This is a genomic window from Curtobacterium flaccumfaciens, assembly GCF_004361695.1.
Classification (GTDB): Bacteria; Actinomycetota; Actinomycetes; order Actinomycetales; family Microbacteriaceae; genus Curtobacterium; species Curtobacterium flaccumfaciens_B.
In genome coordinates this window covers 274005-298066 of the sequence record NZ_SNVW01000002.1, presented here as the reverse complement: position 1 = coordinate 298066, position 24062 = coordinate 274005, and the positions used below count along the sequence as shown (strand labels likewise).

At 72.0% G+C, this 24062-nt stretch carries 23 protein-coding genes and 1 tRNA gene; 18 read left to right on the top strand and 6 right to left on the bottom strand.

Annotated features, from left to right (window positions below; genetic code table 11):
- Positions 1–8 precede the first annotated feature (8 nt).
- Positions 9–383 (bottom strand): MerR family transcriptional regulator, encoded by a 375-nt coding sequence (locus EDF64_RS04055; protein WP_133518942.1) that lies wholly within the window; start codon positions 381–383, stop codon positions 9–11.
- Between the two features lie 53 nt (positions 384–436).
- Here EDF64_RS04055 and EDF64_RS04050 point away from each other — a divergent pair, with 53 nt between their 5' ends.
- The 6 genes from EDF64_RS04050 to ccsB all read left to right on the top strand — a co-directional run bounded on the left by EDF64_RS04050 (position 437) and on the right by ccsB (position 6827).
- On the top strand, positions 437–1927 hold the full coding sequence (locus EDF64_RS04050; RefSeq protein WP_133518791.1) for a SulP family inorganic anion transporter: 1491 nt from the start codon (positions 437–439) through the stop codon (positions 1925–1927).
- Between the two features lie 68 nt (positions 1928–1995).
- Positions 1996–2652 (top strand): histidine phosphatase family protein, encoded by a 657-nt coding sequence (locus EDF64_RS04045; protein ID WP_133518790.1) that lies wholly within the window; start codon positions 1996–1998, stop codon positions 2650–2652.
- Positions 2649–3263, top strand: coding sequence for a TlpA family protein disulfide reductase (locus EDF64_RS04040; RefSeq protein WP_133518789.1), 615 nt, complete (start codon positions 2649–2651; stop codon positions 3261–3263). Before EDF64_RS04045 ends, EDF64_RS04040 begins: the two co-directional genes overlap by 4 nt.
- Before the next feature lie 45 nt (positions 3264–3308).
- Entirely contained in the window at positions 3309–4007 is a 699-nt protein-coding gene (locus tag EDF64_RS04035) for a cytochrome c biogenesis CcdA family protein (RefSeq protein WP_133518941.1), read from the top strand.
- The gene (gene resB, locus EDF64_RS04030; protein ID WP_133518788.1) at positions 3991–5826 is read left to right on the top strand and encodes a cytochrome c biogenesis protein ResB; all 1836 of its coding nucleotides are present in this window, start codon (positions 3991–3993) and stop codon (positions 5824–5826) included. The genes EDF64_RS04035 and resB overlap by 17 nt, the downstream gene beginning before the upstream one ends.
- A 5-nt stretch (positions 5827–5831) precedes the next feature.
- Positions 5832–6827 carry a c-type cytochrome biogenesis protein CcsB gene (ccsB, locus tag EDF64_RS04025; protein ID WP_133518940.1) on the top strand — a complete coding sequence of 332 codons (996 nt, stop codon included), beginning with the start codon at positions 5832–5834 and terminating at the stop codon, positions 6825–6827.
- Positions 6828–7273: 446 nt separating this feature from the next.
- Here the strand turns inward: ccsB and EDF64_RS04020 are convergent, their stop codons facing one another.
- Complete coding sequence (locus EDF64_RS04020; RefSeq protein ID WP_243736239.1) at positions 7274–8251, bottom strand: o-succinylbenzoate synthase; 978 nt, start codon at positions 8249–8251, stop codon at positions 7274–7276.
- Positions 8252–8393: 142 nt separating this feature from the next.
- Between EDF64_RS04020 and EDF64_RS04015 the strand changes: the two genes are divergently transcribed.
- The 4 genes from EDF64_RS04015 to EDF64_RS04000 are packed head-to-tail and all read left to right on the top strand — an operon-like array spanning position 8394 to position 12139.
- Entirely contained in the window at positions 8394–8987 is a 594-nt protein-coding gene (locus tag EDF64_RS04015) for a hypothetical protein (RefSeq protein ID WP_133518786.1), read from the top strand.
- 30 nt (positions 8988–9017) lie between these two features.
- On the top strand, positions 9018–9947 hold the full coding sequence (locus EDF64_RS04010; protein ID WP_133518785.1) for a 1,4-dihydroxy-2-naphthoyl-CoA synthase: 930 nt from the start codon (positions 9018–9020) through the stop codon (positions 9945–9947).
- 16 nt (positions 9948–9963) lie between these two features.
- Positions 9964–11097, top strand: coding sequence for an AMP-binding protein (locus tag EDF64_RS04005; protein WP_133518784.1), 1134 nt, complete (start codon positions 9964–9966; stop codon positions 11095–11097).
- Positions 11098–11143: 46 nt separating this feature from the next.
- Positions 11144–12139 carry a 1,4-dihydroxy-2-naphthoate polyprenyltransferase gene (locus EDF64_RS04000; protein ID WP_133518783.1) on the top strand — a complete coding sequence of 332 codons (996 nt, stop codon included), beginning with the start codon at positions 11144–11146 and terminating at the stop codon, positions 12137–12139.
- 7 nt (positions 12140–12146) lie between these two features.
- Here EDF64_RS04000 and EDF64_RS03995 read toward each other — a convergent pair whose 3' ends face one another.
- A complete protein-coding gene (locus tag EDF64_RS03995) occupies positions 12147–12470 on the bottom strand; it encodes a DUF4229 domain-containing protein (protein ID WP_133518782.1) in 324 nt (107 codons plus the stop codon).
- Between the two features lie 79 nt (positions 12471–12549).
- Here EDF64_RS03995 and EDF64_RS18585 point away from each other — a divergent pair, with 79 nt between their 5' ends.
- Both EDF64_RS18585 and menD read left to right on the top strand, forming a co-directional pair.
- Positions 12550–12951 carry a PLD nuclease N-terminal domain-containing protein gene (locus EDF64_RS18585; protein ID WP_133518781.1) on the top strand — a complete coding sequence of 134 codons (402 nt, stop codon included), beginning with the start codon at positions 12550–12552 and terminating at the stop codon, positions 12949–12951.
- On the top strand, positions 12944–14692 hold the full coding sequence (gene menD / locus EDF64_RS03985; protein ID WP_133518939.1) for a 2-succinyl-5-enolpyruvyl-6-hydroxy-3-cyclohexene-1-carboxylic-acid synthase: 1749 nt from the start codon (positions 12944–12946) through the stop codon (positions 14690–14692). Before EDF64_RS18585 ends, menD begins: the two co-directional genes overlap by 8 nt.
- Before the next feature lie 120 nt (positions 14693–14812).
- On the opposite strand, the gene EDF64_RS03980 is transcribed toward menD, so the two are convergent.
- Positions 14813–16072, bottom strand: a complete 1260-nt coding sequence (locus EDF64_RS03980) for an isochorismate synthase (RefSeq protein ID WP_133518780.1) — start codon at positions 16070–16072, stop codon at positions 14813–14815.
- Between the two features lie 74 nt (positions 16073–16146).
- Here EDF64_RS03980 and EDF64_RS03975 point away from each other — a divergent pair, with 74 nt between their 5' ends.
- The 4 genes from EDF64_RS03975 (at position 16147) to EDF64_RS03960 (ending at position 20799) form a co-directional block, all read left to right on the top strand.
- A complete protein-coding gene (locus tag EDF64_RS03975; protein ID WP_243736238.1) occupies positions 16147–17013 on the top strand; it encodes a demethylmenaquinone methyltransferase in 867 nt (288 codons plus the stop codon).
- Between the two features lie 30 nt (positions 17014–17043).
- Entirely contained in the window at positions 17044–18123 is a 1080-nt protein-coding gene (locus EDF64_RS03970) for a polyprenyl synthetase family protein (protein ID WP_133518779.1), read from the top strand.
- An 88-nt stretch (positions 18124–18211) separates the two neighbouring features.
- The gene (locus tag EDF64_RS03965) at positions 18212–19648 is read left to right on the top strand and encodes an FAD-dependent oxidoreductase (protein WP_243736237.1); all 1437 of its coding nucleotides are present in this window, start codon (positions 18212–18214) and stop codon (positions 19646–19648) included.
- Positions 19649–19659: 11 nt separating this feature from the next.
- A complete protein-coding gene (locus EDF64_RS03960) occupies positions 19660–20799 on the top strand; it encodes a heparan-alpha-glucosaminide N-acetyltransferase domain-containing protein (RefSeq protein WP_133518778.1) in 1140 nt (379 codons plus the stop codon).
- 104 nt (positions 20800–20903) lie between these two features.
- Here EDF64_RS03960 and cls read toward each other — a convergent pair whose 3' ends face one another.
- Together cls and EDF64_RS03950 are read right to left on the bottom strand one after the other, a co-directional pair.
- On the bottom strand, positions 20904–22364 hold the full coding sequence (gene cls / locus EDF64_RS03955) for a cardiolipin synthase (protein WP_133518777.1): 1461 nt from the start codon (positions 22362–22364) through the stop codon (positions 20904–20906).
- A gap of 16 nt (positions 22365–22380) precedes the next feature.
- Positions 22381–22869, bottom strand: a complete 489-nt coding sequence (locus tag EDF64_RS03950) for a YajQ family cyclic di-GMP-binding protein (protein ID WP_133518776.1) — start codon at positions 22867–22869, stop codon at positions 22381–22383.
- Positions 22870–23008: 139 nt separating this feature from the next.
- Here EDF64_RS03950 and EDF64_RS03945 point away from each other — a divergent pair.
- Both EDF64_RS03945 and EDF64_RS03940 read left to right on the top strand, forming a co-directional pair.
- Positions 23009–23090, top strand: a tRNA-Tyr gene (locus tag EDF64_RS03945).
- A 61-nt stretch (positions 23091–23151) separates the two neighbouring features.
- Positions 23152–23973 (top strand): inositol monophosphatase family protein, encoded by an 822-nt coding sequence (locus EDF64_RS03940; protein WP_133518775.1) that lies wholly within the window; start codon positions 23152–23154, stop codon positions 23971–23973.
- Positions 23974–24062: the final 89 nt, after the last annotated feature.

Sequence of the window (24062 nt, the reverse complement as noted above, 5' to 3'; positions counted from 1 at the left end):
GCCGACCGTCAGGGGAGCGAAGCGCGGAGTGAGCCGAGGGTCCCGATGAACTCCTCGGCCATGCCCGCACGCTCGACGAGCTTCGCGTGCCGGGCACGGGCGTCGAGCAGGAACTCGTCGAGTCGGGCGGCGAGTGCGGCTTCGTCGTCGGGGTCCTTCGCGGCGAGGCCGTCGACGACCCGGAGCAGCTCGGCCATCTCGTCGAGGGTGAACCCGAGCGGCTTCATCCGCCGGATCACCAGCAACCGCTCGAGGTCCTGCTCGGTGTAGACGCGGAACCCGCCCGACGTCCGACCGCTGGGCACGAGCAGCCCGACCTCGTCGTAGTGGCGGATGGTCCGGAGGGACATCGCCGCGCGCTCGGCCAGTTCCCCGATGTGCATGGTGGTGCTCACACGACCAACTCTACCCTCACGTGAGGGTAGAGTTCCCGGTGATGTCCGTGATCACCCACGCCCCCACCGCCCCGAGCGTCCTCAGCGCCCTGCGCTCGCCCCGGCTCCTCACGCGAGAGGTCCTGGCCGGCGTCGTCACCGCGCTCGCGCTCATCCCCGAGGCGATATCGTTCTCGGTCGTCGCCGGCGTCGACCCCGCCGTCGGGTTGTTCTCGAGCGTGGTGATCGCCGTCGTCATCTCCATCGTGGGCGGGCGCCCGGCGATGGTGTCCGCGGCCGCCGGCTCGGTCGCGCTCGTCATCGCCCCGCTCGTGCGGGACCACGGGATCGCCTACCTCGTGCCGACGATCGTCCTCGGCGGCCTCGTCCAGGTCGTGCTCGGGTTCCTCGGGGTCGCACGCCTGATGCGGTTCATCCCGCGGAGCGTCAACGTGGCGTTCGTCAACGCCCTCGCGATCCTGATCTTCACGGCGCAGCTGCCGAACCTCTTCGGCGGCGACGTCCCCGTCGTCGTCTGGCCGCTCACCGCCCTCGGGGTGGCGATCATCGTCGGCTTCCCCTTCCTGACGAAGGCGATCCCCGCGCCCCTCATCGCGGTCGTGGTGATCACCGCGATCACGATCGTGTTCGGCGTGGCCGTGCCCACGGTCGGCGACGAGGGCTCGCTGCCGACCGCGCTGCCCGGGTTCAACGGCATCACGGTCCCGCTCAGCCTCGGGACCCTGCAGCTCATCGCGCCGTACGCGTTCGGCGTCGCGATCGTCGGGCTCATCGAGACCCTCCTCACCGCGCAGCTCGTCGACTCGATCACCGAGACGGGGTCGAGCAAGTGGCGGGAGTCCTGGGGGCAGGGCGTCGCGAACGTCGCCTCGGCCTTCTTCGGCGGGACGGGCGGTTGCGCGATGATCGGGCAGACCGTCATCAACGTGAAGACCGCGGGCGCGCGGACGCGGGTGTCGACCTTCACGGCGGGCGTCTCCGTCCTGGTCCTGACGATCGTGCTGCACGACGTCGTCGCCGAGATCCCGATGGCCGCCCTCACCGCGGTGATGGTCATGGTGTGCGTCGCGACCTTCGACTGGCACAGCATCCGGCCGCGCACGCTCCGCCGGATGCCGCTCGGCGAGACCGCGGTGATGGTGATCACTGTCGTGGTCGTCGTCGCCACCGACAACCTCGCGACCGGGGTGCTCGTCGGCGTGGTCGTCGCCGCCCTCGTCTTCGCCCGCCGGGTCGCGCACGTGGTCACGGTCGTCCGCGAGCCGGTCGACGACCGCACGGTCCGGTACCGGGTGCGCGGTGCGCTGTTCTTCGCGTCGTCGAACGACCTGGTCACCCGGTTCTCGTACGCCGAGGACCCGGAGCACGTCGTCATCGACATGTCCGAGGCGCACGTCTTCGACGCGAGCACGGTGGCCGCGCTCGACGGGGTCGAGCAGCGCTTCGCGAAGCACGGGTCCACGGTCGAGGTGGTGAACCTCAACACCGGCTCGGTTGCGCTGCACCGGCGGCTGTCCGGGGAGCTCGGCTGAGCGGTTCCGCATCCGGTGAATCGGCTGTGCGGCCGGTGGGAACGGCTGGGCGACCTACACTGGAACCCATGCCCGCGACCCGAATCCACCTCGTCCGTCACGGCGAGGTGCACAACCCGGACCGTGTGCTCTACGGGCGACTGCCGGGCTTCGGCCTGAGCGACCTGGGCAAGCAGATGGCGCGCGCGTCGGCGACCGCCTGGAAGGACGCCGGGGTCGACGTGCGCCGGATCGTGGCCTCCCCGCTGCAGCGCACGCAGGAGTCCGCGGCGCCGTGGGCCGAGGCGTACGGGCTCGAGGTCGTGCTCGACGAACGACTCATCGAACCGACGAACCGCTACGAGGGACAGCCCCCGGGCTTCACGAAGCGCTCGCTCCGGCGTCCGGCGGAGTGGCCGTGGATCGCCAACCCGTTCCGACCGAGCTGGGGCGAGGCGTACGAGTCCATCGCGAACCGGATGCTCGCCGCCGTCGCGACGGCCTGGGAGAGCGTGGACGAGGGCGACGTCGTCCTCGTCAGCCACCAGCTGCCGATCTGGATGGTGCACCGCCGTCTGGCCGGCGAGCAGCTCTGGCACGACCCGAGGAAGCGCCGCTGCGACCTCTCCAGCATCACGACCGTCGAGCGTGTACCCGCCACCTCGTCCGGCCGTTTCACCGAGGTCGGGTACGCGGACCCGGCGCAGGCACTGCGCGCGACCGCGATCGACGAAGGAGCAGTGTGAGCGTCATCAGCAAGCGGTTCGCGGTCCTCGCGGTGACGGCCGTCGCCGCCGCCCTCGTCCTGTCGGGGTGCTCGTCCGACAGCGGCGGCCTCGCCAAGCAGTACGGCAACGGCACGACGCAGAACTACATCTCCGGCGACGGCGCGGTGACCGAGGTCGCCACCGACAAGCGCACCGACGCCGTCGACTTCTCGGCGAAGGACACCGACGGCGACACGGTGTCGTCGAAGGCCCTCAAGGGCAAGGTCGTCGTCCTCAACTTCTGGTACGCCGGCTGCCCGCCCTGCCGCGCCGAGGCGAAGTACCTCAACAAGGTCCACGACGAGTACGCCGGCAAGGACGTCCAGTTCATCGGCGTGAACGTCCGCGACGAGCAGGGCACGGCCGCCGCGTTCGAGCGGACCTTCGGGATCGACTACCCGACCGTGCTCGACGCGAAGTCCGGCGAGATGCAGCTCGCGCTGTCCGGGCAGATCGCGCCGAACGCCGTCCCCGCGACCATCGTGCTCGACAAGCAGGGGCGGGTCGCTGCCCGCGTGCTCGGCGCCGTCGACGGTCCGTCGATCCTCGACACGCTCGTCGGTGACGAACTGGCCGGCAAGGCCTCCTGACCCGTGTCCAGCAACCCCTTCGCCGACGCGATCCTCAGCGGGCAGATGGCCGTGGCGCTCCCCGTCGCGGCGCTCGCCGGGCTCGTCTCGTTCCTGTCGCCGTGCGTGCTGCCCCTCGTGCCGGGCTACCTCGGCTACGTCGGTGGCGTCGCTGAGGGTGGGCAGCGCCGGGGTCGCGTGGTGCTCGGGGTGCTGCTGTTCATCCTCGGCTTCACGGCCGTCTTCGTCGCCTACACGACGGTCTTCGGTGCGCTCGGGTTCTGGCTCGTCCGCTGGCGCGACCTCATCACCCAGGTCCTCGGCGTCGTCGTCATCGCGATGGGCCTCGTCTTCGTCGGCCGGTTCACGTTCCTGCAGCGCAGCCTGAAGCCGAGCTGGACCCCCGCGACCGGGCTCGTCGGCGCACCGCTGCTCGGCATCGTGTTCGGCCTCGGCTGGACCCCGTGCCTCGGCCCGACCCTCGCCGCGATCAACCTGCTCAGCGTCCAGTCCGGCAGCGCCTGGCAGGGCATGTGGCTCGGGGTCGCGTACTGCCTGGGTCTCGGCATCCCGTTCGTGCTCGTCGCGCTCGGCGCCGGGTGGGCCACGGGTGCGATCCGCGCCGTGAAGCGCCACATGCGCACCGTCAACATCATCGGAGGAGCGATCCTGATCGTCATCGGTCTGCTCATGGTCACCGGCATCTGGTCGGCCGTCATGTCGAGCGCGGGGGCGGTGATCCAGAGCTTTGTCCCCGCAGTCTGACCCGACGAACCCGGCCGACCCGACGAACCCGGCCGAGGAGCCCACCCCGACCGACGCGGCCGAGGGTGCCGACGCCGTCTCCGACCCGCAGCGACCGTCCGACCACGTCGACGGCTCGGGCCCCGGCGACTCCGGGGTCAACCAGCCGAAGCTCGGCCCGATCGGCTACCTCCGCTTCTTCTGGCGCCAGCTCACGAGCATGCGGACGGCGCTCTTCCTCCTCATGCTCCTGGCCCTCGCGGCCATCCCGGGCTCCCTGGTGCCGCAGCGCACCGCGGACCCGAACGGCGTCGTGCAGTACAAGGCGGACCACCCGCAGCTGTTCCCGGTCCTCGACAAGCTGCAGGTCTTCGACACCTACACCTCGGTGTGGTTCTCGGCGATCTACCTGCTGCTCTTCGTCTCCCTGATCGGCTGCATCGTCCCGCGGACGAAGCACCACTGGCAGGCGCTCCGCACCCGGCCGCCGAAGACGCCGGTGCGTCTGGCGCGCCTGGCGGGCTACCGCAGCGTGCCGGTCGGTCGCACGACCCTGGAACGCGACACCACGACGGGCGCGAGCGGCGGGACGGACGCGGCCACGGGCCTCCCGTCCGTCGAGCACGCGGTGACCCGCGCGATGGCGATCCTCAAGCGCTCCGGGTACCGCGTCGAGCGCTTCGGCGACTCGGTGAGCGCGGAGCGGGGCTACCTGCGCGAGACCGGCAACCTGGTGTTCCACGCGGCCCTGGTCGGCGTGCTCCTGGCGGTCGGCGTCGGCGGCGGGTTCGGGTACACCGGGCAGCGCCTCCTCGTCGAGGGGCAGACCTTCTCGAACGTGCTCGGCTCGTACGACTCGTTCAACCCGGGTCGCTGGTTCCAGCAGACCGACCTCAAGGGCTACAACCTGACGCTCGACAAGTTCGTCACGAAGTACGAGGAGCGGAACCTCGACGCCCTCGGACAGGCGCTCGACTACTCCGCCACCGTGACCACCCGGCAGCCTGGCGAGGCCCCGAAGACCGGCCGCCTCGGCGTGAACGACCCGGTGAGCGTCGGCGGTACGAACGTGTACCTGCTCGGCAACGGCTACGCGATGCAGATGACGGTGCGCGACGGCAAGGGCAACGTGGCGTTCCAGGACGTCGTGCCGTTCCTGCCCGAGGACGCGAACTACACCTCGACCGGCGTCGTCAAGGTGCCGGACGCGGTCCCGGACCAGCTCGGCATGGTCGGGTTCTTCTACCCGACGGCGACGAAGCTGGCGAGCGGCGCGTACACGAGCAACTACCCGGACGACCAGAACCCGCTGCTGACGCTGCAGGTCTACACGGGCGACCTCGGGCTCGACGACGGCGTGCCGCAGAGCGTCTACACGCTCGACACGAGCGGGCTCAAGCAGATCGCGGGCCGGCAGTCGGCCGCCGCGAGCATCGAGCTGAAGCCCGGGCAGACGAAGTCGCTGCCGGACGGTGCCGGCTCCATCACGTTCGACGGGGTGAAGCGGTACGTGTCGCTCGACGTGCACCACGACCCGTCGCAGCTCTTCGTCGCCGGGTTCGCCGTGCTGTCCGTGCTCGGCCTGCTCACCTCGCTCTTCGTGCCGCGGCGCCGGGTGTGGGTGAAGGTCGTGCCGACGAAGCGCACGGCCGGCCCCGACGCGGGCGGGTCGGATGCCTCGGGCGGCTCGGGCGGCTCGGACAGCTCGGACGGCTCGGACACCGAGTACACGCTGGAGTACGCGGGTCTCGCCCGCGGCGAGGACCCGAACCTCGAACGGGCCGTCGCCGACATCGCCCAGCGCCACACGTCGGACCTCGGAGTTAGGATGCCCCAGTGAACGACATGACCACGAACCTCGCGACCTACTCGGTCGTGCTGACGTACTCCGCGATGGCGGTCTACGTCATCGCGTTCATCGCGTTCGCGCTCGACATGGCGAAGCGCTCCGGCGACGTCGCGGCCGCCGCGGCCGGCACCGCTGCGCCGCAGGTCAGCACGGCGGAGAAGACCGTCGCGAGCGTCCGGGGCGGCACCGTCGTCCTCGAGAAGGTCGCGCAGTCCTCCGACGGCGACTCGGGCTCGCGTCGTGGCACCCGTTTCGAGCGGGTCGGCATGGCGATGACGATCCTCGCGCTCGTGCTGCACGTCGGCTCCGTCGTGCTCCGGGGCATCGCGGCCGACCGTGTGCCGTGGGGCAACATGTTCGAGTTCTCGCTGACCGGCACGGCGCTGATCATCCTGATCTTCCTGCTCGTGCAGCTCTGGCAGAACCTCAAGTTCCTCGGTGTGTTCATCACCGGCCTGACGATCATCCTGCTCGGCATCGCCACCGTGAACTACTACGTGCCGGTCCGCCCGCTCGTGCCCGCGCTCGAGTCGTACTGGCTCGTCATCCACGTCTTCGTGGCCATCGCCGGCACCGGCTTCTTCGCGCTCGGCGCCGGCCTGGCGGTCGCGCAGCTCGTGCAGACCTACCGGCAGGGCCGCGGTCCGACCGGCAAGCTCCGCTTCATGGCGACGCTGCCCGACGCCGACCGCCTCGAGGTGCTCACCTACCGCGTCCTCCTCGTCGGCTTCGTGCTCTGGACCTTCACCCTCATCGCGGGTGCGATCTGGGCCGAGCGGGCCTGGGGCCGCTACTGGGGCTGGGACACGAAAGAGGTCTGGACCTTCATCATCTGGGTCGTCTACGCCGGCTACATCCACGCACGTGCGACGCGCGGCTGGCGCGGTGCGCGGTCGTCGTGGCTGGCACTCATCGGCTTCGCTGCGGTGATGTTCAACTTCTCGGTCGTGAACGTGTTTTTCAAGGGCCTGCACAGCTACTCGGGTCTGTGAGTCGGGTGCGTCGCTGACGCGACCACGGTCGTCCTGGAGGCGCGGTGCCAGCTGGCACCGCGCCTCCAGTCCGTCTCCGGTCGCGTCTCGGGCCGCACCCGCGTCGTCCCCACCGGCGCCGGCCGGACTGCCGTCCGCGGCACGGCGGCCGCCGGCCGCGGGTGAGATCGCACTTCGTGGTGCCCGGGCCCCGGCGACACCGTCGGAAGTGCGATCTCGGCGAGGCGCGCAGCGCTCCGCGATGCGCGCGACGCGCGCGCCGCGCGCCCTCGGCGACGCGTCACGACGCGCCGTCGGCGTGATGCCGAGGTGGCGCGATGTGCGGTCCGCGACGTGCGAGCGTGACGGATTCGGACATCTCGGCGGACGCGAGCGGCGAGTCGTGCCACTTCGCGACGCGCGCCACGTGCGGGGCGCGCGCCGCGCGCCGCGCCCCCGGCGACGCGTCAGGCGGCGAGCACCGCGTGCACGCGCTCGAGCCGCGCGAGCCACCACGCGGTGCGCTCCGGCGACGCGGCGTTCCGGTCCAGCAGCTCCCGCGACACCGCGGCGCGCGCGACGGGGATGCGTCCACCGACGGGCAGGATCGGCGACGCGGAGACGTCCGAGGTGAACATCGCGGCCGTCCCGAGTCCCGCGGCGTAGCCCGGTGACATCGCCGCCGCAGCGAGGAACGCCCCCATCCCGAGCCCGACCGACGTGTCGAGCGCACTGGAGACCACGCAGGGCAGCCCGGCGTCCGCGACGACGGCGCGCGCGGCGGTGATGCCGCCGAGCGGCTGCGCCTTGACCACCAGGACGTCGGCGGCCCCGGCCCGGGCGACGGCGAGCGGGTCGGACGCCTTCCGGACGCTCTCGTCGGCGGCGACGGGCACGTCGAGGCCCGCGATCCGGTGCCGGAGCTCGGCCAGTTCCGGGACCGTGCGGCAGGGCTGCTCGGCGTACTGCAGGCCGAACGGGGCGAGACGCTCGAGGGCCTCGGCGGCCTGGTCCACCGACCAGAGCCCGTTCGCGTCGACACGGACGGCGGCGTCGGGGCCCATGACCCGTCGGACCTCGGCGACCCGCGCGACGTCGTCGTCGACCGTCGTGCCGGGTTCGGCCACCTTCACCTTCGCGGTCGTGCAGCCGGGGTACCGGGCGAGCAGCGGGGCGACCTCGTCGGGTGCGATCGCCGGGACGGTGGCGTTCACCGGGACGGAGTCGGCGGCGGGCTCGTGCTCGGTCCACCCGAAGTCGATGGTCCCGCGGAGCCACGCGGCGGCCTCGGCGTCGTCGTACTCGACGAAGGGCGAGAACTCGGTCCAGCCGGCCGGTCCGCGCAGGACCACTGCCTCGCGCACGGTGATGCCGCGGAAGCGCACGCGCATCGGCAGGGCGACGACGTGGGCGTCGGCGAGGAGGTCGGCGAGGTCGGGGAGCACGGTCCCATCCTCCCAGCCGGTGTCCGTCCGCGACGTCCAGGGCACCTCACACTTCCTCGGAGGGGACCGCCAGGGCAGGGCATTAGCATGCATCGGTCGGCTTCCGGTCGGCAGCACCGACAGGTCGGACGAGGGAGGCTCGGTGGCGCGGGATCCGCAGCAGCGCACGTCGGGACGTCCGTCGACGCCGGCGTCGAAGCCCCCGGTCACGCCTCCGGCCCAGCGCGCAGCGACGCCCCCGTCGCAGCGCGCGGCCTCACCCGCACAGCGTGCCGCGTCGCCCGCCGCATCCCCGGTCCGCGGCACCCCCGCTGCTGCCGCTCGTGCGCCCGGCCGTGGCACCGACGAGTTCGCCCGCCTCATGCAGCGCAACACCGTCGACGTCCGCCAGCAGGGCCAGGCGGCCCGGCGGAAGCGCAATCCCGTCGTCGGCAAGATCGCGCTCGGGTTGGCCGTCGTCTCGGCCGCGGTGGACGCCAGCGCCTTCGCCGTCTTCATGGGCGGCGACACCGACTTCGCGTTGGGCATCTGCTTCGTGGTCGTGTTCCTGACCCTCATCGCCGCGGTGCTCGGCTTCGTCGCCGCGGTCGGGTCGTTCGGCCGGTGGTACGGGGCCGTCGGCGTCGTCGTCGCGTTCTTCGCGAACCCGGTGATCCTCATCGTCCTGCTCGTGATCGTCGCGCCCGAGCTCCTCACCGACATGGGCGGCTCGGCGACGAGCGGGACGAGCAACTAGCCGGTCCGCCCCGGCGGTAGCGTTGGGGGCATGGCTGCTCCCGTCTCCGACCTCTTCGACCCCGACGTCTGGACCGCGGCTCCGATCGCGGAGCAGTTCACCGACATCACGTACCACAAGCACGTCTCGCAGGGCATCGTCCGCGTCGCGTTCGACCGTCCCGAGGTCCGCAACGCCTTTCGCCCGCGCACCGTCGACGAGCTCTACCGTGCCCTCGACGACGCCCGTCAGGACCCCCGCGTCGGTGTCGTCCTGCTGACCGGCAACGGCCCGAGCCCGAAGGACGGCGGCTGGGCGTTCTGCTCCGGCGGCGACCAGCGGATCCGCGGTCGGAGCGGGTACCAGTACGTCGGCGACGAGGGCGCTCCGCCCGAGGGGGTCGACCCGGCCGCGGCGCAGGCGTCGATGGGTCGGCTGCACATCCTCGAGGTCCAGCGCCTCATCCGGATGATGCCGAAGGTCGTCATCGCGGTCGTCCCGGGGTGGGCGGCCGGCGGCGGACACTCGTTGCACGCGATCTGCGACCTCACGATCGCGAGCGCGGAGCACGGGAAGTTCAAGCAGACCGACGCCGACGTCGGCTCGTTCGACGGCGGCTACGGCAGCGCGTACTACGCGAAGCAGATCGGCCAGAAGCTCGCGCGCGAGGTCTTCTTCCTCGCCGAGGAGTACTCCGCGCAGCGCGCGTACGAGATGGGCGCGGTGAACAAGGTCGTGCCGCACGAGGACCTCGAGCGCGAGGCGATCCGGTGGGGCGAGATCGTCCTGGGCAAGTCGCCGACGGCCATCCGGATGCTCAAGTACGCCTTCAACGCGGTCGACGACGGCCTGGTCGGCCAGCAGGTCTTCGCAGGCGAGGCCACCCGCCTGGCCTACGGCACGGACGAGGCCGTCGAGGGCCGCGACTCCTTCCTCGAGAAGCGGAAGCCCGAGTGGACCGCGTTCCCCTGGCACTACTGATGGTCGGGTCGGACCGATGACGCGTCCGCTGGTCACCCTGGGTGCGTCGGACCCGATGGGCGTGCTGCACGGCCTGGAGGCAGCACTCGCCGGCGGCCCCGCGCTGCTCCCCGTCGCCGAGGACGCTCCGGCGCTGCCGACACCGGCTCCGGCCGACGTCCCGCAGCGGGTCGCCCTGGTGGTCGAGACGAGCGGCTCCACCGGGACGGGCAAGCGGGTGGCGCTGTCGTCGGAGGCGCTCCTCGCCGGCGCCGCCGCCGCGGACGCGGCGCTCGGCGGACCGGGTGGTTGGGTGCTGGCGCTGCCGACGCACTACATCGCCGGCCTCAACGTCCTGACCCGGTCGATCGCTGCTGGGACGACGCCCGCCGTGGTGGCACCGGGGCACTTCGACGCCGCGGCCTTCGCGGACGCCGCGGACCGGCTCGACACCGGCCCCGCGGCTCCGCGGCGGTACACCTCGCTCGTACCGGTGCAGCTCGCCCGCGTGCTCGACGACGCCCGTGCGACGCGGGCGCTGACGTCCTTCGACGCCGTCCTGGTCGGGGGCCAGGCCACGCCGGCCCCGCTCCGCGAACGGGCACGGGCGGCCGGGGTGCGGATCGTCACCACCTACGGCGCGAGCGAGACGAGCGGCGGCTGCGTGTACGACGGCGTGCCCTTCGGCACCGTCCGGACCGCGGTCGTCGACGGCGAGCTGTGGCTGCACGGGCCGATGCTCGCCGAGGGGTACCTCGGCGACGACGCCCGCACGGCGGCGGCCTTCGTCGAGCGTGACGGGCTCCGCTGGTACCGGACCGGTGACGCCGCGGACACCGACAACGGGGTCGTCCGCGTGCTCGGACGCCTCGACGACGTCGTCATCTCCGGGGGAGAGAAGGTCCCGCTCGGGCTCGTCGAGCGGCTCGTCCGGGAACTCCCCGGGCAGGACGCCGCGGTGGTCACCCGACGCGTGTCGGGGGAGTGGGGCGAGGTGCCGGTCGTCGTGACGGCGCGACCGATCGACCTCGAACGCGTCCGTGAGCACGTCGGAGCGGCCCTCGGCCGAGCTGCCCGCCCGGCCGCCGTCGTCCTCGTGGACACCGTGCCGATGCTCGCGTCCGGCAAACCCGACCGCCGTGCGGCGCAGGAGCTCGCGGCGTCTTCGTAGCCGTCCGGGCCGTGGCGCCCGGCACCGACGAATAGGATGGACGGCCGTGGCACGAACGAAGAACTCGACGCAGTCCAAGCGCCGCTCCGGCAACCCGGCGAAGGCCGCGGCGCCCGCGCGCACGAAGCGGAAGGCGACGGCCCGCGACTGGATCGGCGGCGCGCGGCTCCGCACCCTGACGCTCGGCGTCGTGCCCGTCGTGATGGGCACCACCGTCGGCTTCGTCGGCAGCGGTGAGCCTGGCGACTTCGGCAGCTACCTGGCGAAGGACGGGCGCGCCCTCATCGCGGTCCTCGCCCTGCTCGTGGCGCTGTTCCTGCAGATCGGCGTGAACTACAGCAACGACTACTCGGACGGCGTGCGCGGCACGGACGAGTTCCGCGTCGGCCCGGCCCGCCTCACCGGGGCCGGACTCGCGAAACCCCGCACGGTGCTGACGGTCGCACTGACGTTCTTCGGCCTGGCCGCCGTCGCCGGCATCGTCATCGTCGTGCTCACCCAGCTGTGGTGGCTGCTCCTCGTCGGCGCCGCCGCGATCGTCGCCGCGTGGTTCTACACCGGTGGCAAGAAGCCCTACGGGTACAACGCCCTCGGCGAGGTCTTCGTCTTCGTCTTCTTCGGGCTCGTCGCGGTGCTCGGCACCGAGTACGTGCTCATCGGCGACGTCACGGCGAGCGGTTGGGCGGCCGCGATCGCCGCCGGCTTCTTCGCCTGCGCCGTCCTGATGGTGAACAACATCCGCGACATCGACGAGGACCGCCTCGCCGGCAAGCGCACCCTCGCCGTCGTGGTCGGACGGCCGGTCGCCCGGGTGCTGTACGGGCTGTTCCTGATGCTGCCGTACGTGGTGCTGCTCTGGTTCGTGCTGCTCTACTTCCGCACCGGCTTCACGTACTTCTCGCTGCTGCTGGCCCTGCCGGCGCTCGCGATCGGGGTGTCGTCACGGAAGCCGCGCGAGCTCATCACGGCGCTCCAGCTGTCGTCGTTCGCGTCGCTCGTGTTCGGCGTGGTGCTCGGCATCACGCTGGCGCTCCTGCCGTAGCGGCGGGTCAGCCCTCGTCGTGCTCGCGACGGGCCGCGTGCCGGTCGGCGTCGGAGACCGGACGGGCGACGGGCGCGTCCGAGTCGGCGGTGTCGACGAAGTCGTCCTCGAAGTCCGAGTCCACATCGTGCTCGGGCTTGCCACGGCGGTTCGCCAGGCTCGTCGTGACCTGCTCGCGCAGCTTCCCGAGTGCGATGTACGACACCAGCAGGCCGACCAGGGCGCCGACGATCACGGCCCAGTACCAGGGCATCGGGGTCAACAGGAGCAGCGCCACGGCCGCGGCGAAGATGCCGAGACGGGCCAGGGTGTAGACGAGCCACGCTTTCACCCGGCAAGTCTACGGAAGCGCAGGCCGTCGGGAGCGCAGGCGGAGGGACCCCACAGGCTCGGGACGTAGTGTTCACGGCATGGTCCGACTGTGGTTGATCGTCGTCGTGGCCGCCGTGGCGTTCACGGTGTACGCGGTGATCGACTGCGCCACGATGCCCCGCCAGCGGGTCCGCTCGCTCCGACGCGGCGTCTGGATCCTCCTCGTGATCGTCCTGCCCGTGCTCGGCGGTGTCCTCTGGTTCCTGCTCGGCCGTGCTCCGGCGACCGAACCCGGCGGTGGGTCCGGGTACCGTGGACCCGAAGACGACCCGGACTTCCTCGGTGGCCCGTCCGGCCCCGAGCAGCACCGCACGGACAAGGACCAGGACGACGAGACCCTCCGAGACCTCGAACAGCAGTTCCGCGACCGCGAGCGGGACCGCCGCCGCGAACGAGGCGAACGGGACCAGCGGCCCGACGAAGGCCGCACCGATCGCTGACGGGCCCGCCGGTTCCGGCAGCCCCGCGACCGACTTCGCCCTCGCGCTCCTGACCGAACTGGCCCGCGCCGGCGTCACCGACGTGGTGGTGAGCCCCGGGTCACGGTCGCAGGCCCTCGCCCTCGCTGCCGCCGCCCTCGAGCGCGCCGGCGGCATCAGCGTGCACGTCCGCCTCGACGAACGGACCGCGGGCTTCTACGCGCTCGGCCTGGCGGTCGAGTCCGGTCGGCCCGCCGCGGTCGTGACGACGTCCGGCACCGCCGTGGCGAACCTGCACCCCGCCGTGCTCGAAGCGCACCACTCCGGCGTCCCGATGATCGTCGTCAGCGCCGACCGGCCCGACGAGCTCCGGGGCATCGGCAGCAACCAGACCACCGTCCAGCCCGGCATCTTCGGCGCGGCCGTCCACTTCGTGCGCGACGTCGAGGCGCCCGCAGCGCACGGCGTCGACGCGAGCACGGTCGACACGGTGCGGACCCTCGTCCGGCAGGCCGTCGCCGCGGCCGCCGGTCACGAGGGACAGCCCGGTCCGGTACAGCTCAACGTGGCCCTCCGCGAGCCGCTCTCCGCCGGACTCCGCGACGAGGACGTCCACGCGGTCCCCGACGACGAGGTCGACCTCGCGTTCGCCACAAGTCGCGTGCACTCCGGACTGCCGGTCATCGAGCTCGCGCCGGACGACGAGCCCGCGACCGTGGTCATCGCCGGGCACGACGCCGGAGCCGACGCCGAGCGCATCGCGTGGGAGCTCGGTGCGCCGCTCATCGCCGAGGTGTCGAGCGGTGCGCGCTTCGGGCGGAACCTCGTCGTGACGTACCGCGAGCTCCTCCGCGACCCGGCGTTCGGCGGCGCGGTCCGCCGCGCCGTCGTGCTCGGCCACCCGACCCTCAGCCGTGAGGTCCCCGCGCTCCTGCAGCGCGACGACGTCGAGACGATCGTGGTCCGCTCACCGGCGGCCGATCCGTTCGACCCGGCCCGCGCCTCCCGGCCCGACGCCCCGACCACCTTCGTGTCCGACGTCCGCGTGACGGGCCGCACCCGGCCGGAGCACCGTGCGTGGGTGGGGCGCTGGGTGGCGACGAGTCGCGCGCTCCTCGGTGACGGCGACGCCGGACCGGACCTCGACGCGAAGCGGTCCGAGGACCGGGCAGAGCGCAACAAGTTCCTCCGCGACGAGGTCGCCCTCCGCCGCCGTCCCGTCGACCGGACCATGCTCGCCGACGCCGTGTGGGGTGCGACCTGGCCGCACGACCGGCTCGTGCTCGGGGCGTCGCAGATCATCCGCGCGGCCGACGGGCACGTCGCCGGCAAGGCGATCCGGGTGCACGCCAACCGCGGGCTCGCCGGCATCGACGGCACCGTGTCGACCGCACTCGGCATCGCGGCGGCGCTCGAACGGTCGTCGGCCTCGGTGGGGACGACCCGGGTGCTGCTCGGCGACCTCACCCTGCTCCACGACGTCGGGGCGTTCGTCACCGGCACCGAAGAACCGCACCACCGCGTGCAGGTCATCGTCGGGAACGACGCCGGCGGCGCGATCTTCCGGGGGCTCGAAGTGGCCGCGACCACGCCCGAGTCCGACATGCGCCGGATGATGACCACGCCGCAGCACGTCGACGTCGAGCGCGTGGTGACCGGCCTCGGGTGGGAGTACCGGCGGGCCGCGACGTGGGGCGACCTCGAGCAGGTGCTCACCGACCCCGCCGAGCGTGTCGTCATCGAGGTGCCGCTGGCCGAGTGAGCCGGCCGCGCGAGCAGCGCTGCGTCGGCGACCAGCGCTGCGTCGCCGACCAACGCTGCGTCGGCGACCCGCGCTGCGTCTGCGCCAGGCGCTGCGTCTGCGCCCCGCGCTGCGTCGGCGTCAGGCCAGCGCGTCGGCGATCGGGCGGAACTTCAGCGCGGTCTCCGCGACCTCGCGCTCGGGGTCGGACCCCGCCACGATCCCCGCACCCGCCCAGGCCCGGACCGCACCGTCCGCGCTGATCTGCGCGCTGCGGAGCGCGAGCATCCACTCGCCGTCCCCGTTCGCCCCGAGCCAGCCGACGGGGCCCGCGTAGCGACCACGGTCGGCGCCCTCGAGCTCGGCGACGAGCCGGACGGCGACGTCGGTCGGGGTGCCGGCCACCGCGGCCGTCGGGTGCAGCACGTCCGCGACGTCGAGCGAGGTCGTGCCGACCGGCAGCGTCGCCTGCACGTCGGTCGCGAGGTGCCACAGGTTCGGCAGCTGCAACCGGAACGGCTCCGGGTCGGCGCGGAGGTCCGTGGCGATCGGACGGAGCGCGGCCAGCAGGCTGTCGATCGCGAACGCGTGCTCGCCGACGTCCTTCGCGCTGGCGGCCAGGGCCTCGGCGGCGGCACGGTCGGACACGGCGTCCGCGCCGCGGGCCGCGCTGCCGGCGAGCACCCGGGCGGACAGCCGCGTGCCGTCGGTGCGGGCGAGGGTCTCCGGGGTGGCGCCGACCAGCCCGTCGACCGCGAAGGTCACGCACTGCGGGTAGGCGGCGGCGAGGTCGAGCAGGAGCGCCCGGTGGTCCGCGCCCGGTGGGAGCTGCCCGACGAGGTCGCGGGCGAGGACGACCTTCTCGGCGTCGCCCGCGGCGATCCGTCGGACGGCGTCGGCGACACGCGCGGCGTAGGCGTCGGGGTCGATCCGACCGGGGGTCAGCTGCACGGAGACGTGCTCGCCGACGCGGGGGACCGGGGCCGAGGTGCGGGTGAACGTCAGGGGTGTCGGGTCCGGGGTGGTGTCGATCGCGGTCAGCCACGCCTTGCCGCGACGCCGGCCGATCACGACGCGTGGCACGATGAGGACGCTGGTCTCGGCGGAGTCGTCCGCGAACGTGAACGCGCCGAACGCGACCAGGCCCGTCCCACGGAGCTGCACCGGGTCGTCGACCACGGCGTCCTGCACGAGCGTGCGCCAGACGGCCGATGCCTCGCGCATCCGCTCCGGGCCGCTGAAGGTGAAGCGGAGCGCCTCGCCGATCCCGACGATGCCGTCACCGTTCCGGACGAACGCGAGCGGGCTGTCCCGGAGGGTGTGGCGGAGGACGGCGCCCGGGTCGTCGAGGATCCGGGTCGAGACCGTCAGCGGTGGGGCCGCCGTGGTGGTTCGGGTCACGCTCCGATCGTACGCGTCACGCGATCGGACGACGGACCGGGGAACGCTCGGCCGGGACCTCTAGGATGTTGTGGGTGAGCAGAGCGGACCTGAACAAGCGGCCGGACGAGGTGGCGGCCATGTTCGACGACGTCGCCGCGAAGTACGACCTCACGAACGACATCCTCTCCGCGGGCAACGCCCCGCTGTGGCGTGTCGCGACGGTCCGTGCGGTCGACCCCCAGCCCGGCGAGCGCGTGCTCGACATCGCCGCGGGCACCGGCACGAGCGCCGCGGCCTTCGCCAAGAAGGGTGCCGAGGTCACCGCGCTCGACCTGTCGGCGGGCATGATCGCCGTCGGTCGCGAGCGGCACCCCGAGATCACCTTCGTCGAGGGCGACGCCGAGCACCTGCCCTTCGACGACGACTCCTTCGACGCCGTCTCGATCTCGTTCGGCCTGCGCAACGTCAACGACCCGATGCAGGCACTCGGCGAGATGCTCCGCGTCCTCAAGCCCGGCGGCCGCGTCGTCATCTGCGAGTTCTCCACGCCGCCGCTCGCACTCCTGCGCTTCGGGTACGGCGCCTACCTCAAGCGCGTCCTGCCCGGTGTCGCACGCCTGTCGTCGAGCAACCCGGCCGCCTACCGCTACCTGGCCGAGTCGATCGAGGCCTGGCCCGAGCAGCAGGTGCTCAGCCAGTGGCTCCGCGGTGTCGGCTTCACGATGGTCGCCTACCGGAACCTGACGGCGGGCATCGTCGCGCTGCACCGTGGTCGGAAGCCCGTGGCCGAGCCGGTCCGCGAATCAGTGGCCCGCCGCGCGAAGGCCCGTCGTGCCCACCAGCACACCGGCGAGCAGCCCAGCCTGGGCAAGCCGGTCGCCGGCCAGCCCAGCGCCGGCCAGCCCAGCGCCGACCAGCCCAGCGCTGAACAGCCCGACGCCGAGCCCACCGCCGGCTGACCGGTCCACCCCCGAACCACGGAGCAGCACTTGAACCCGAGCGTCCCGGTCGCACGTCGCGCACCGAGTCTCCGCGCATCGTTGGGCATCGGCGAGCGCCTGTTCGCGACCCCGGCGGAGCGTCGGTTCATCTCGGCCGTCGACGACGGGCTCGAGCTCGTCGAGCAGGGCCTCGAAGAAGCGATGCGCTCGACGGACACCCTCGCCGACACGACGAGCCGGTACCTGCTCTCCGCGGGCGGCAAGCGGATCCGTCCGACGCTGACCCTCCTCATCGCACAGCTCGGCGACGGCGTGACCGACGCGGTCGTGAAGGCCGCCGTCAGCATCGAGACCACGCACCTGGCGTCGCTGTACCACGACGACGTCATGGACGAGGCCCCGGTCCGCCGCGGTGTCCCGGCAGCGCACGTGACGTACGGCAACAACGTCGCGATCCTCACCGGCGACCTGCTCTTCGCACGCGCCAGCCTGATCACGGCCGACCTCGGTACCGAGGGCATCCGGATGCAGGCCGAGACCTTCCAGCGCCTCTGCATGGGGCAGCTCCACGAGACGACGGGCCCGCAGCCCGACGACGACCCGGTCGAGCACTACATCCAGGTGCTCAGCGACAAGACGGGCTCGCTCATCGCCACGGCCGCCCGTGCCGGCGTGATGTTCTCGGGTGCCGACCGGTCCTACCTCGACGCCGTCGGCACGTTCGGCGAGAAGGTCGGCGTGGCCTTCCAGCTGGTCGACGACGTCATCGACCTCGCGCCGGCCAAGGCGAAGACCGGCAAGATCGCCGGCAACGACCTGCGCGCCGGCGTCGACACGCTCCCGCTGCTCCAGCTCCGCCGCCTCGCCGCGACCGGCGCGCCGGACGCCGTCGCGCTCCTCGAACGGATCGAGCGCGACGTGAACGCGGCACCGGACGACGTGGTCGACTCCGCGCCGTACCAGTCCGCGGTCGCCGCACTCCGCGAGCACGAGGCCACCGCCGCCACCCGGGCCGTCGCGGTCCGGTGGGCGACGGAAGCGGTCGACGCGCTCGCACCGCTCCCCGACGGGACGGTGAAGCGGGCCCTGATCCGGTTCGCCGAGTCCGTCGTGGAACGCAGCCGCTGACCCGGACGCCCCGAGCGCCGGACCGAACACCACCCCAGCGAGACAGCCCATCGGGAGCAACCCGCCCGAACGAAACTGGAGACGATCAGTGCCCACCCTCCGAGTCGCCATCGTCGGCGCCGGCCCCGCCGGCATCTACGCCGCGGACATCCTGCTGCGCGAGGCCCACGGCCACGACGTGTCGATCGACCTGTTCGAGCAACTCCCCGCCCCCTACGGCCTGGTCCGCTACGGCGTCGCACCGGACCACCCGCGCATCAAGGGCATCGTCAACGCGCTGCGGGACGTGCTCGACCGCGGGGTCGTCCGGCTGTTCGGCAACGTCCGCTTCGGCGAGGACATCACCCTCGACGACCTCCGCAAGCACTACCACGCCGTCGTGTTCTCCACCGGGGCGATCAAGGACGCCGACCTCGACGTGCCGGGTGTCGAGCTCGAGGGCTCCTACGGCGCGGCCGAGTTCGTCAGCTGGTTCGACGGGCACCCCGACGTCCCGCGCACCTGGCCGCTCGAGGCTTCGAGCGTCGCGGTGATCGGCAACGGCAACGTCGCCCTCGACGTCTCGCGCATCCTGGCGAAGCACGCCGACGACCTCCTGCCGACCGAGATCCCGGCGAACGTCTACGAGGGCCTCAAGGCCTCGCCGGTGACCGACGTGCACGTCTTCGGCCGGCGCGGTCCCGCCCAGGTGAAGTTCACGCCGCTCGAGCTCCGTGAGCTCGGCGAGCTGCGCGACGTCGACATGATCGTCTACGACGAGGACTTCGACCACGACGAGGCCTCGAAGAACGCCATCGCGACGAACAAGCAGGTCATGGTGATGAACCGCGTGCTCGAGCAGTGGCGCACCCGCGAGACCGGGCAGGCGAGCCGCCGCCTGCACCTGCACTTCTACGCGAAGCCCCTCGAGTTCGTCGGCGAGGACGGCAAGCTCACCGCCATCCGCTACGAGCGCACCCGTCCGAACGGGCAGGGTGGCGTCGAGGGCACCGGTGAGGTCCGCGAGATCCCGATCCAGGCGGCGTACCGCGCGGTCGGGTACTTCGGCTCGCCGCTGCCGGGCGTGCCGTTCGATGCTCGCCACGGGGTCATCCCGAACCACGAGGGCCAGGTCCTCGACGACGACAACCAGCAGATCCCGGGCGTCTACGCCACCGGGTGGATCAAGCGCGGGCCGGTCGGCCTCATCGGGCACACCAAGTCCGACGCGATGGAGACCGTGCAGCACATCGTCAACGAACAGGCGAGCTGGTGGACCCCGGAGGACCCGTCCGACGGCGCCGTCCCGGCACTGCTCGCTGCGCGCGGCGTCGCCTACACCGACCTCGACGGCTGGCACAACCTCGACGCGCACGAGCTCGCGCTCGGCGAGGCCGAGGGGCGCGAGCGCATCAAGGTGGTCCCGCGCGACGAGATGGTCGAGGTGTCGCTGGGACGCACCGTCGACGCTGCGCACAGCGCCAGCGCCAGCACCGCCGACGCCGATGCCGACGCCGAGCACTCTGCCGACGCACGCACCAGCTGACGCCGACCGCCATGTCGACCGCACGCCCCGCACCGCCCACCGCGCTGCGGGGCGTGCCCGTCTCCGGCGTCCGTCTGCAGGGCGTCGACGTCGCGCGGGCCCTGGCGCTCCTCGGCATGATGGCGACACACGTCGGCGGTATCGCCGACCAGGTCGACTGGTCCGACCCGGGGACCTGGGCCGCCGTGGCGCACGGTCGTTCCTCGTCGCTGTTCGCCGTCCTCGCGGGCGTCTCGATCGGACTGACGAGCGGCCGGACCACGCCGCCGGGTCCGCCGACGATCGGCCGGATCCGTGCCCGGCTCGCGATCCGCGCGGCGGTCGTCGTCGCGATCGGCCTGCTCCTGATGGCGCTGCAGACCCCGGTCTACGTGATCCTGCCGACGTACGGCGCCCTCTTCCTGCTGGCCGTCCCGGTCCTGCGGGTCCGTGCCCGGTGGCTGCTCGTGCTCGCCGCGGCGTGTGCGGTGGCCTCGCCCGTCGTCGCGCTGGGCATCGTGCCGCTCTACGCGGACGCGGGCATGTGGGAGGTCCAGCTCGGACTGGTCTACCCCGTGGTCACCTTCATGGCGTACGTCCTGGTCGGTCTCGCGGTCGCGCGGGCGGGCCTGGAGGAACGTGGCCGCCAGGTCGCGCTCCTCGCGTCCGGCGCAGTGGTCGCCACCGCCGCCTACGTGGTCGGGAACCTGCTCGCCCCGGTGCCCGTCGACGCCGTGCAGGCGTTCCCCGGCGTGCCGTACGCCGGGCAGGGGAACTCCTCGTCAGCGGCCGTCGCGCAGCTCTTCCTGTCGCCGCGCGACCACTCGTCGTCGATCGTCGACGTGGTCGGCACTGCGGGTGTCGCGGTCGCGGTGATCGCCCTGTGCACGCTGCTCTTCGACGGGCGCCCACACGGGCACGAGCACGGGCACGGGCGTCTCGCGGAGCGGATCGCGTTCCCGCTCGCCGCGGTCGGGTCGATGCCGCTCACCGTCTACGCGGGGCACCTCGTCGTGCTGGCACTCCTGCCCGGGTACCCCGACTCCGGCGCGGCCTGGGCGTGGTTCGCCGTCGGGTCGGTGCTCTTCGCGATGCTGTGGAGGACGTTCCTCGGGCGCGGACCGCTCGAGCGGCTGACCGCGACGCTGAGCGGACTCGTCCCGCTGCGCTGACCCGCGCTGCCGAGCGGAGCACCCTCGCACGGTGCGAGGCGGGGCCGAGCCGCGCCTCCCGTCCGCCCGAACGGTGCGAGGGCGCGCACCGGCCGCGCGGGACCCTACTGCAGCGCCGCCGTGAGCCGCGCGACGTTGTCGAGCACCTGGGACCGACGCGGGCGACCGAGCCACGAGTCCAACCGGAGCTCGAAGCTGTGCTCCTTGTAGGCGTCCTGGACCTCACGCAGGGCGTCGACGAACCGCTTGCCGCGCACCATCACCGAGACCTCGAGGTTCAGGCTGAAGGACCGCATGTCCATGTTGCTCGACCCGATCACCGACACCTCGTCGTCGATCGTGAAGTGCTTCGCGTGCAGGATCGTCGGCGCCCGGTAGAGCCAGATCTTGACGCCGGCCCGCAGCAGCCCCTCGTAGTAGGAGCGCTGGGCGTGCCAGGTCATCGCGTGGTCGCCCATCTCGCCGACGAACAGCTCGACCTCGACCCCACGCTGCGCCGTCGTCGTGATGGCGTAGAGCATCGAGTCGTCCGGCACGAAGTACGGCGACGTGATCGACACCTTCTTCTGCGCCGAGTAGAGCAGCGCGTTGAAGAGGCGCAGGTTGTTCTCGCCGTCGAAGCCCGGGCCGGACGGGACGACCTGGCAGTCCAGGGCGTCGCCACGGTCGGCACGCTGGACGGGATCGCTCTCGCGCAGCAGCAGCTCGTCGGTCTCGCTGTACCAGTCGGTGACGAACAGGGCGTTGAGGCCGGCGACGACCGGGCCCTCGAAGCGGGCGAACAGGTCCTTGTAGACCATGCCCTTGTCGATGTGGGACTGCAGGTCGTACGAGCTGTCGATGAGGTTCTGCGACCCGGTGAAGGCCACCGAGCCGTCGATGACCATGATCTTCCGGTGGTTGCGGAGGTCGGGGCGCTGGAACTTCCCCTGCAGCGGCAACAGCGGCAGCATGAGGTGCCACTCGATGCCGGCGTCGTCCATGAACGCCAGCGTCTCCTTGTAGCCGGGGTACCCGCGGCTGGCCCAGTGGTCGAGCAGGAACCGCACCGAGACCCCGCGGGCCTGGGCGCGGGCGAGGGCGTCGAAGAACGGCCGCGTGGTGTCGTCGATCGTCGCGATGTAGAACTCGACGTGCACGAACCGCCGGGCGTCGTCGATCGCCCGGGTCATCTCGGCGATGGACTCCTCGTAGTCCGGGTAGAGCTCGGCGGAGTTGCCGCCGACGAGGGGCATGGCGCCGAGCTCGCGGTTCAGCGTCGTGATGCTCTCGAGCCACAGCGGCCACGGGTGGTCACGGCGGACCCGCTCGATGCCCTCGGTCTGCTCGAGGATGTACGCGTTGATCTCGGTCTGCTTCTCACGCCGGGCGTGCGGGAGCTTCGTCGACCCGATGACGAGGAAGACGATGAACCCGACGTAGGGGATGAGGAAGATCGCGAGCAACCACGCCGTCGCGGTCTGCGGCTTCCGGTTGATCGGGACGTAGATGATCGAGAAGACGCGGATCGCCAGGTCCAGCAGGACGAGCAGGACGGTGATGGTGACGCTGAGCCAGTGCTCCAAGGCGGCGGGCGGCGCGTCAGCGGAAGTTGATGAACTGCAGCGGCACGTCGAACTCTTCACCCTTGAGGAGCTGGATCGTGTTCTGCAGGTCGTCGCGGCTCTTCGACGAGACGCGGAGCTCGTCGCCCTGGATCTGGCTCTTCACCGTCTTGGGGGCGTTCGCACGGAGGAAGGCGCCGATCTTCTTCGCCACGTCCTGCTCGATGCCGTTCTTGAACTTCACCTCGATGCGGTACTCCTTGCCCGAGGGGTACGGGTCGCCGGCGTCGAGGCTCTTCAGGCTGATGTTCCGCTTGATCGCCTTGCTCTGCAGGACGTCGAGGACGGCCTTCGCGCGCTCCTCGGAGTTCGCCTTGATGAGGACGTCCTCACCGCTGAACGCGACCGAGGCGTCGGCACCCTTGAAGTCGTACCGCTGCTCGATCTCCTTGGAGGCCTGGTTGAGGGCGTTCTCCGCCTCCATCTTGTCGACCTTGCTGACCACGTCGAAGGAACTGTCTGCCATGCCGGACAGCCTAACGGCGGACGGGAGGCGCGGTTCGGCACCCACGGGTCGGCTCACGGTGGTCACGAACACCGTCTCCGATCCGCTATGCTTTCATGCGCGCCTTCGGTTGGTGACTACACGGGCCGGGTGCGCACATGGCAAGTTACCCAAGCGGCCAAAGGGATCTGACTGTAAATCAGCCGGCGTAGCCTTCGGGGGTTCGAATCCCTCACTTGCCACGCAATCGTCGAAAGCCCCGTCCTCGGACGGGGCTTTCGTCGTTCCTGGCAGGATCGGTGGATGACCTCCGTGCCGACCCCGTCCCAGTACGCCGACCTCGCCGCGTCGATCGCCCGCGAGGCCGCCGCCCTCGCCGCCCGCCGACGCGCCGAGGGGGTCGAGGTCGCCGACCGGAAGTCGAGCATCGTCGACGTCGTCACCGCTGCCGACCGCGAGGTCGAGGCCCTCATCCGCGCCCGCATCGCCGAGGCCCGGCCGGACGACGCGTTCTTCGGCGAGGAGTCCGGCACCGGGGCCGGCACGTCCGGCACGACCTGGGTGGTCGACCCCATCGACGGCACGGTGAACTACCTCTACGGCAGCCCCGAGTACGGGGTGAGCATCGGGGTCGTCCGCGGCGAGGCCGACCCGACGACCTGGGAACCCGTTGCCGGCGTCGTCGTGGCCCCGGCGACCGGCGTCGTCCACCGCGCGGTGGCGGGCGGTGGTGCGACGCGCGACGGGATCCCCCTGCGGGTGAGTGCTCCGGCCTCCCTCGCGGAGACCCTCGTCGCCACCGGGTTCGGGTACACCGCCGACCGCCGCCGGGAGCAGGTCGCGGTGCTCGCCGGGCTGATCGGCGAGGTCCGGGACATCCGCCGCGGGGGTGCTGCGTCGCTCGACTGCTGCGCGGTCGGCGCGGGCACGGTGGACGCCTACTACGAGCGGGGGATCAACCCGTGGGACATGGCCGCCGGGTCGATCGTGGCGCGGGAGGCCGGCGCCGAGACCCGCATCTGGGACGCCGGCGGGACGCGGTCCTTCCTGTTCGCGAGCCCCACGGTCGTCGACGAGCTGGCCGACCTGCTGCAGCGGCTCGAGGGGTCCGTCCTCGCCGGCTGACGCGGGAGGTCCCACGATCTGGGGGAGTCCTGTGGTCATGACCAGGACTGGAAACCCGGTAGGGCATTTGCTACCGTTCTCCAGTCCCG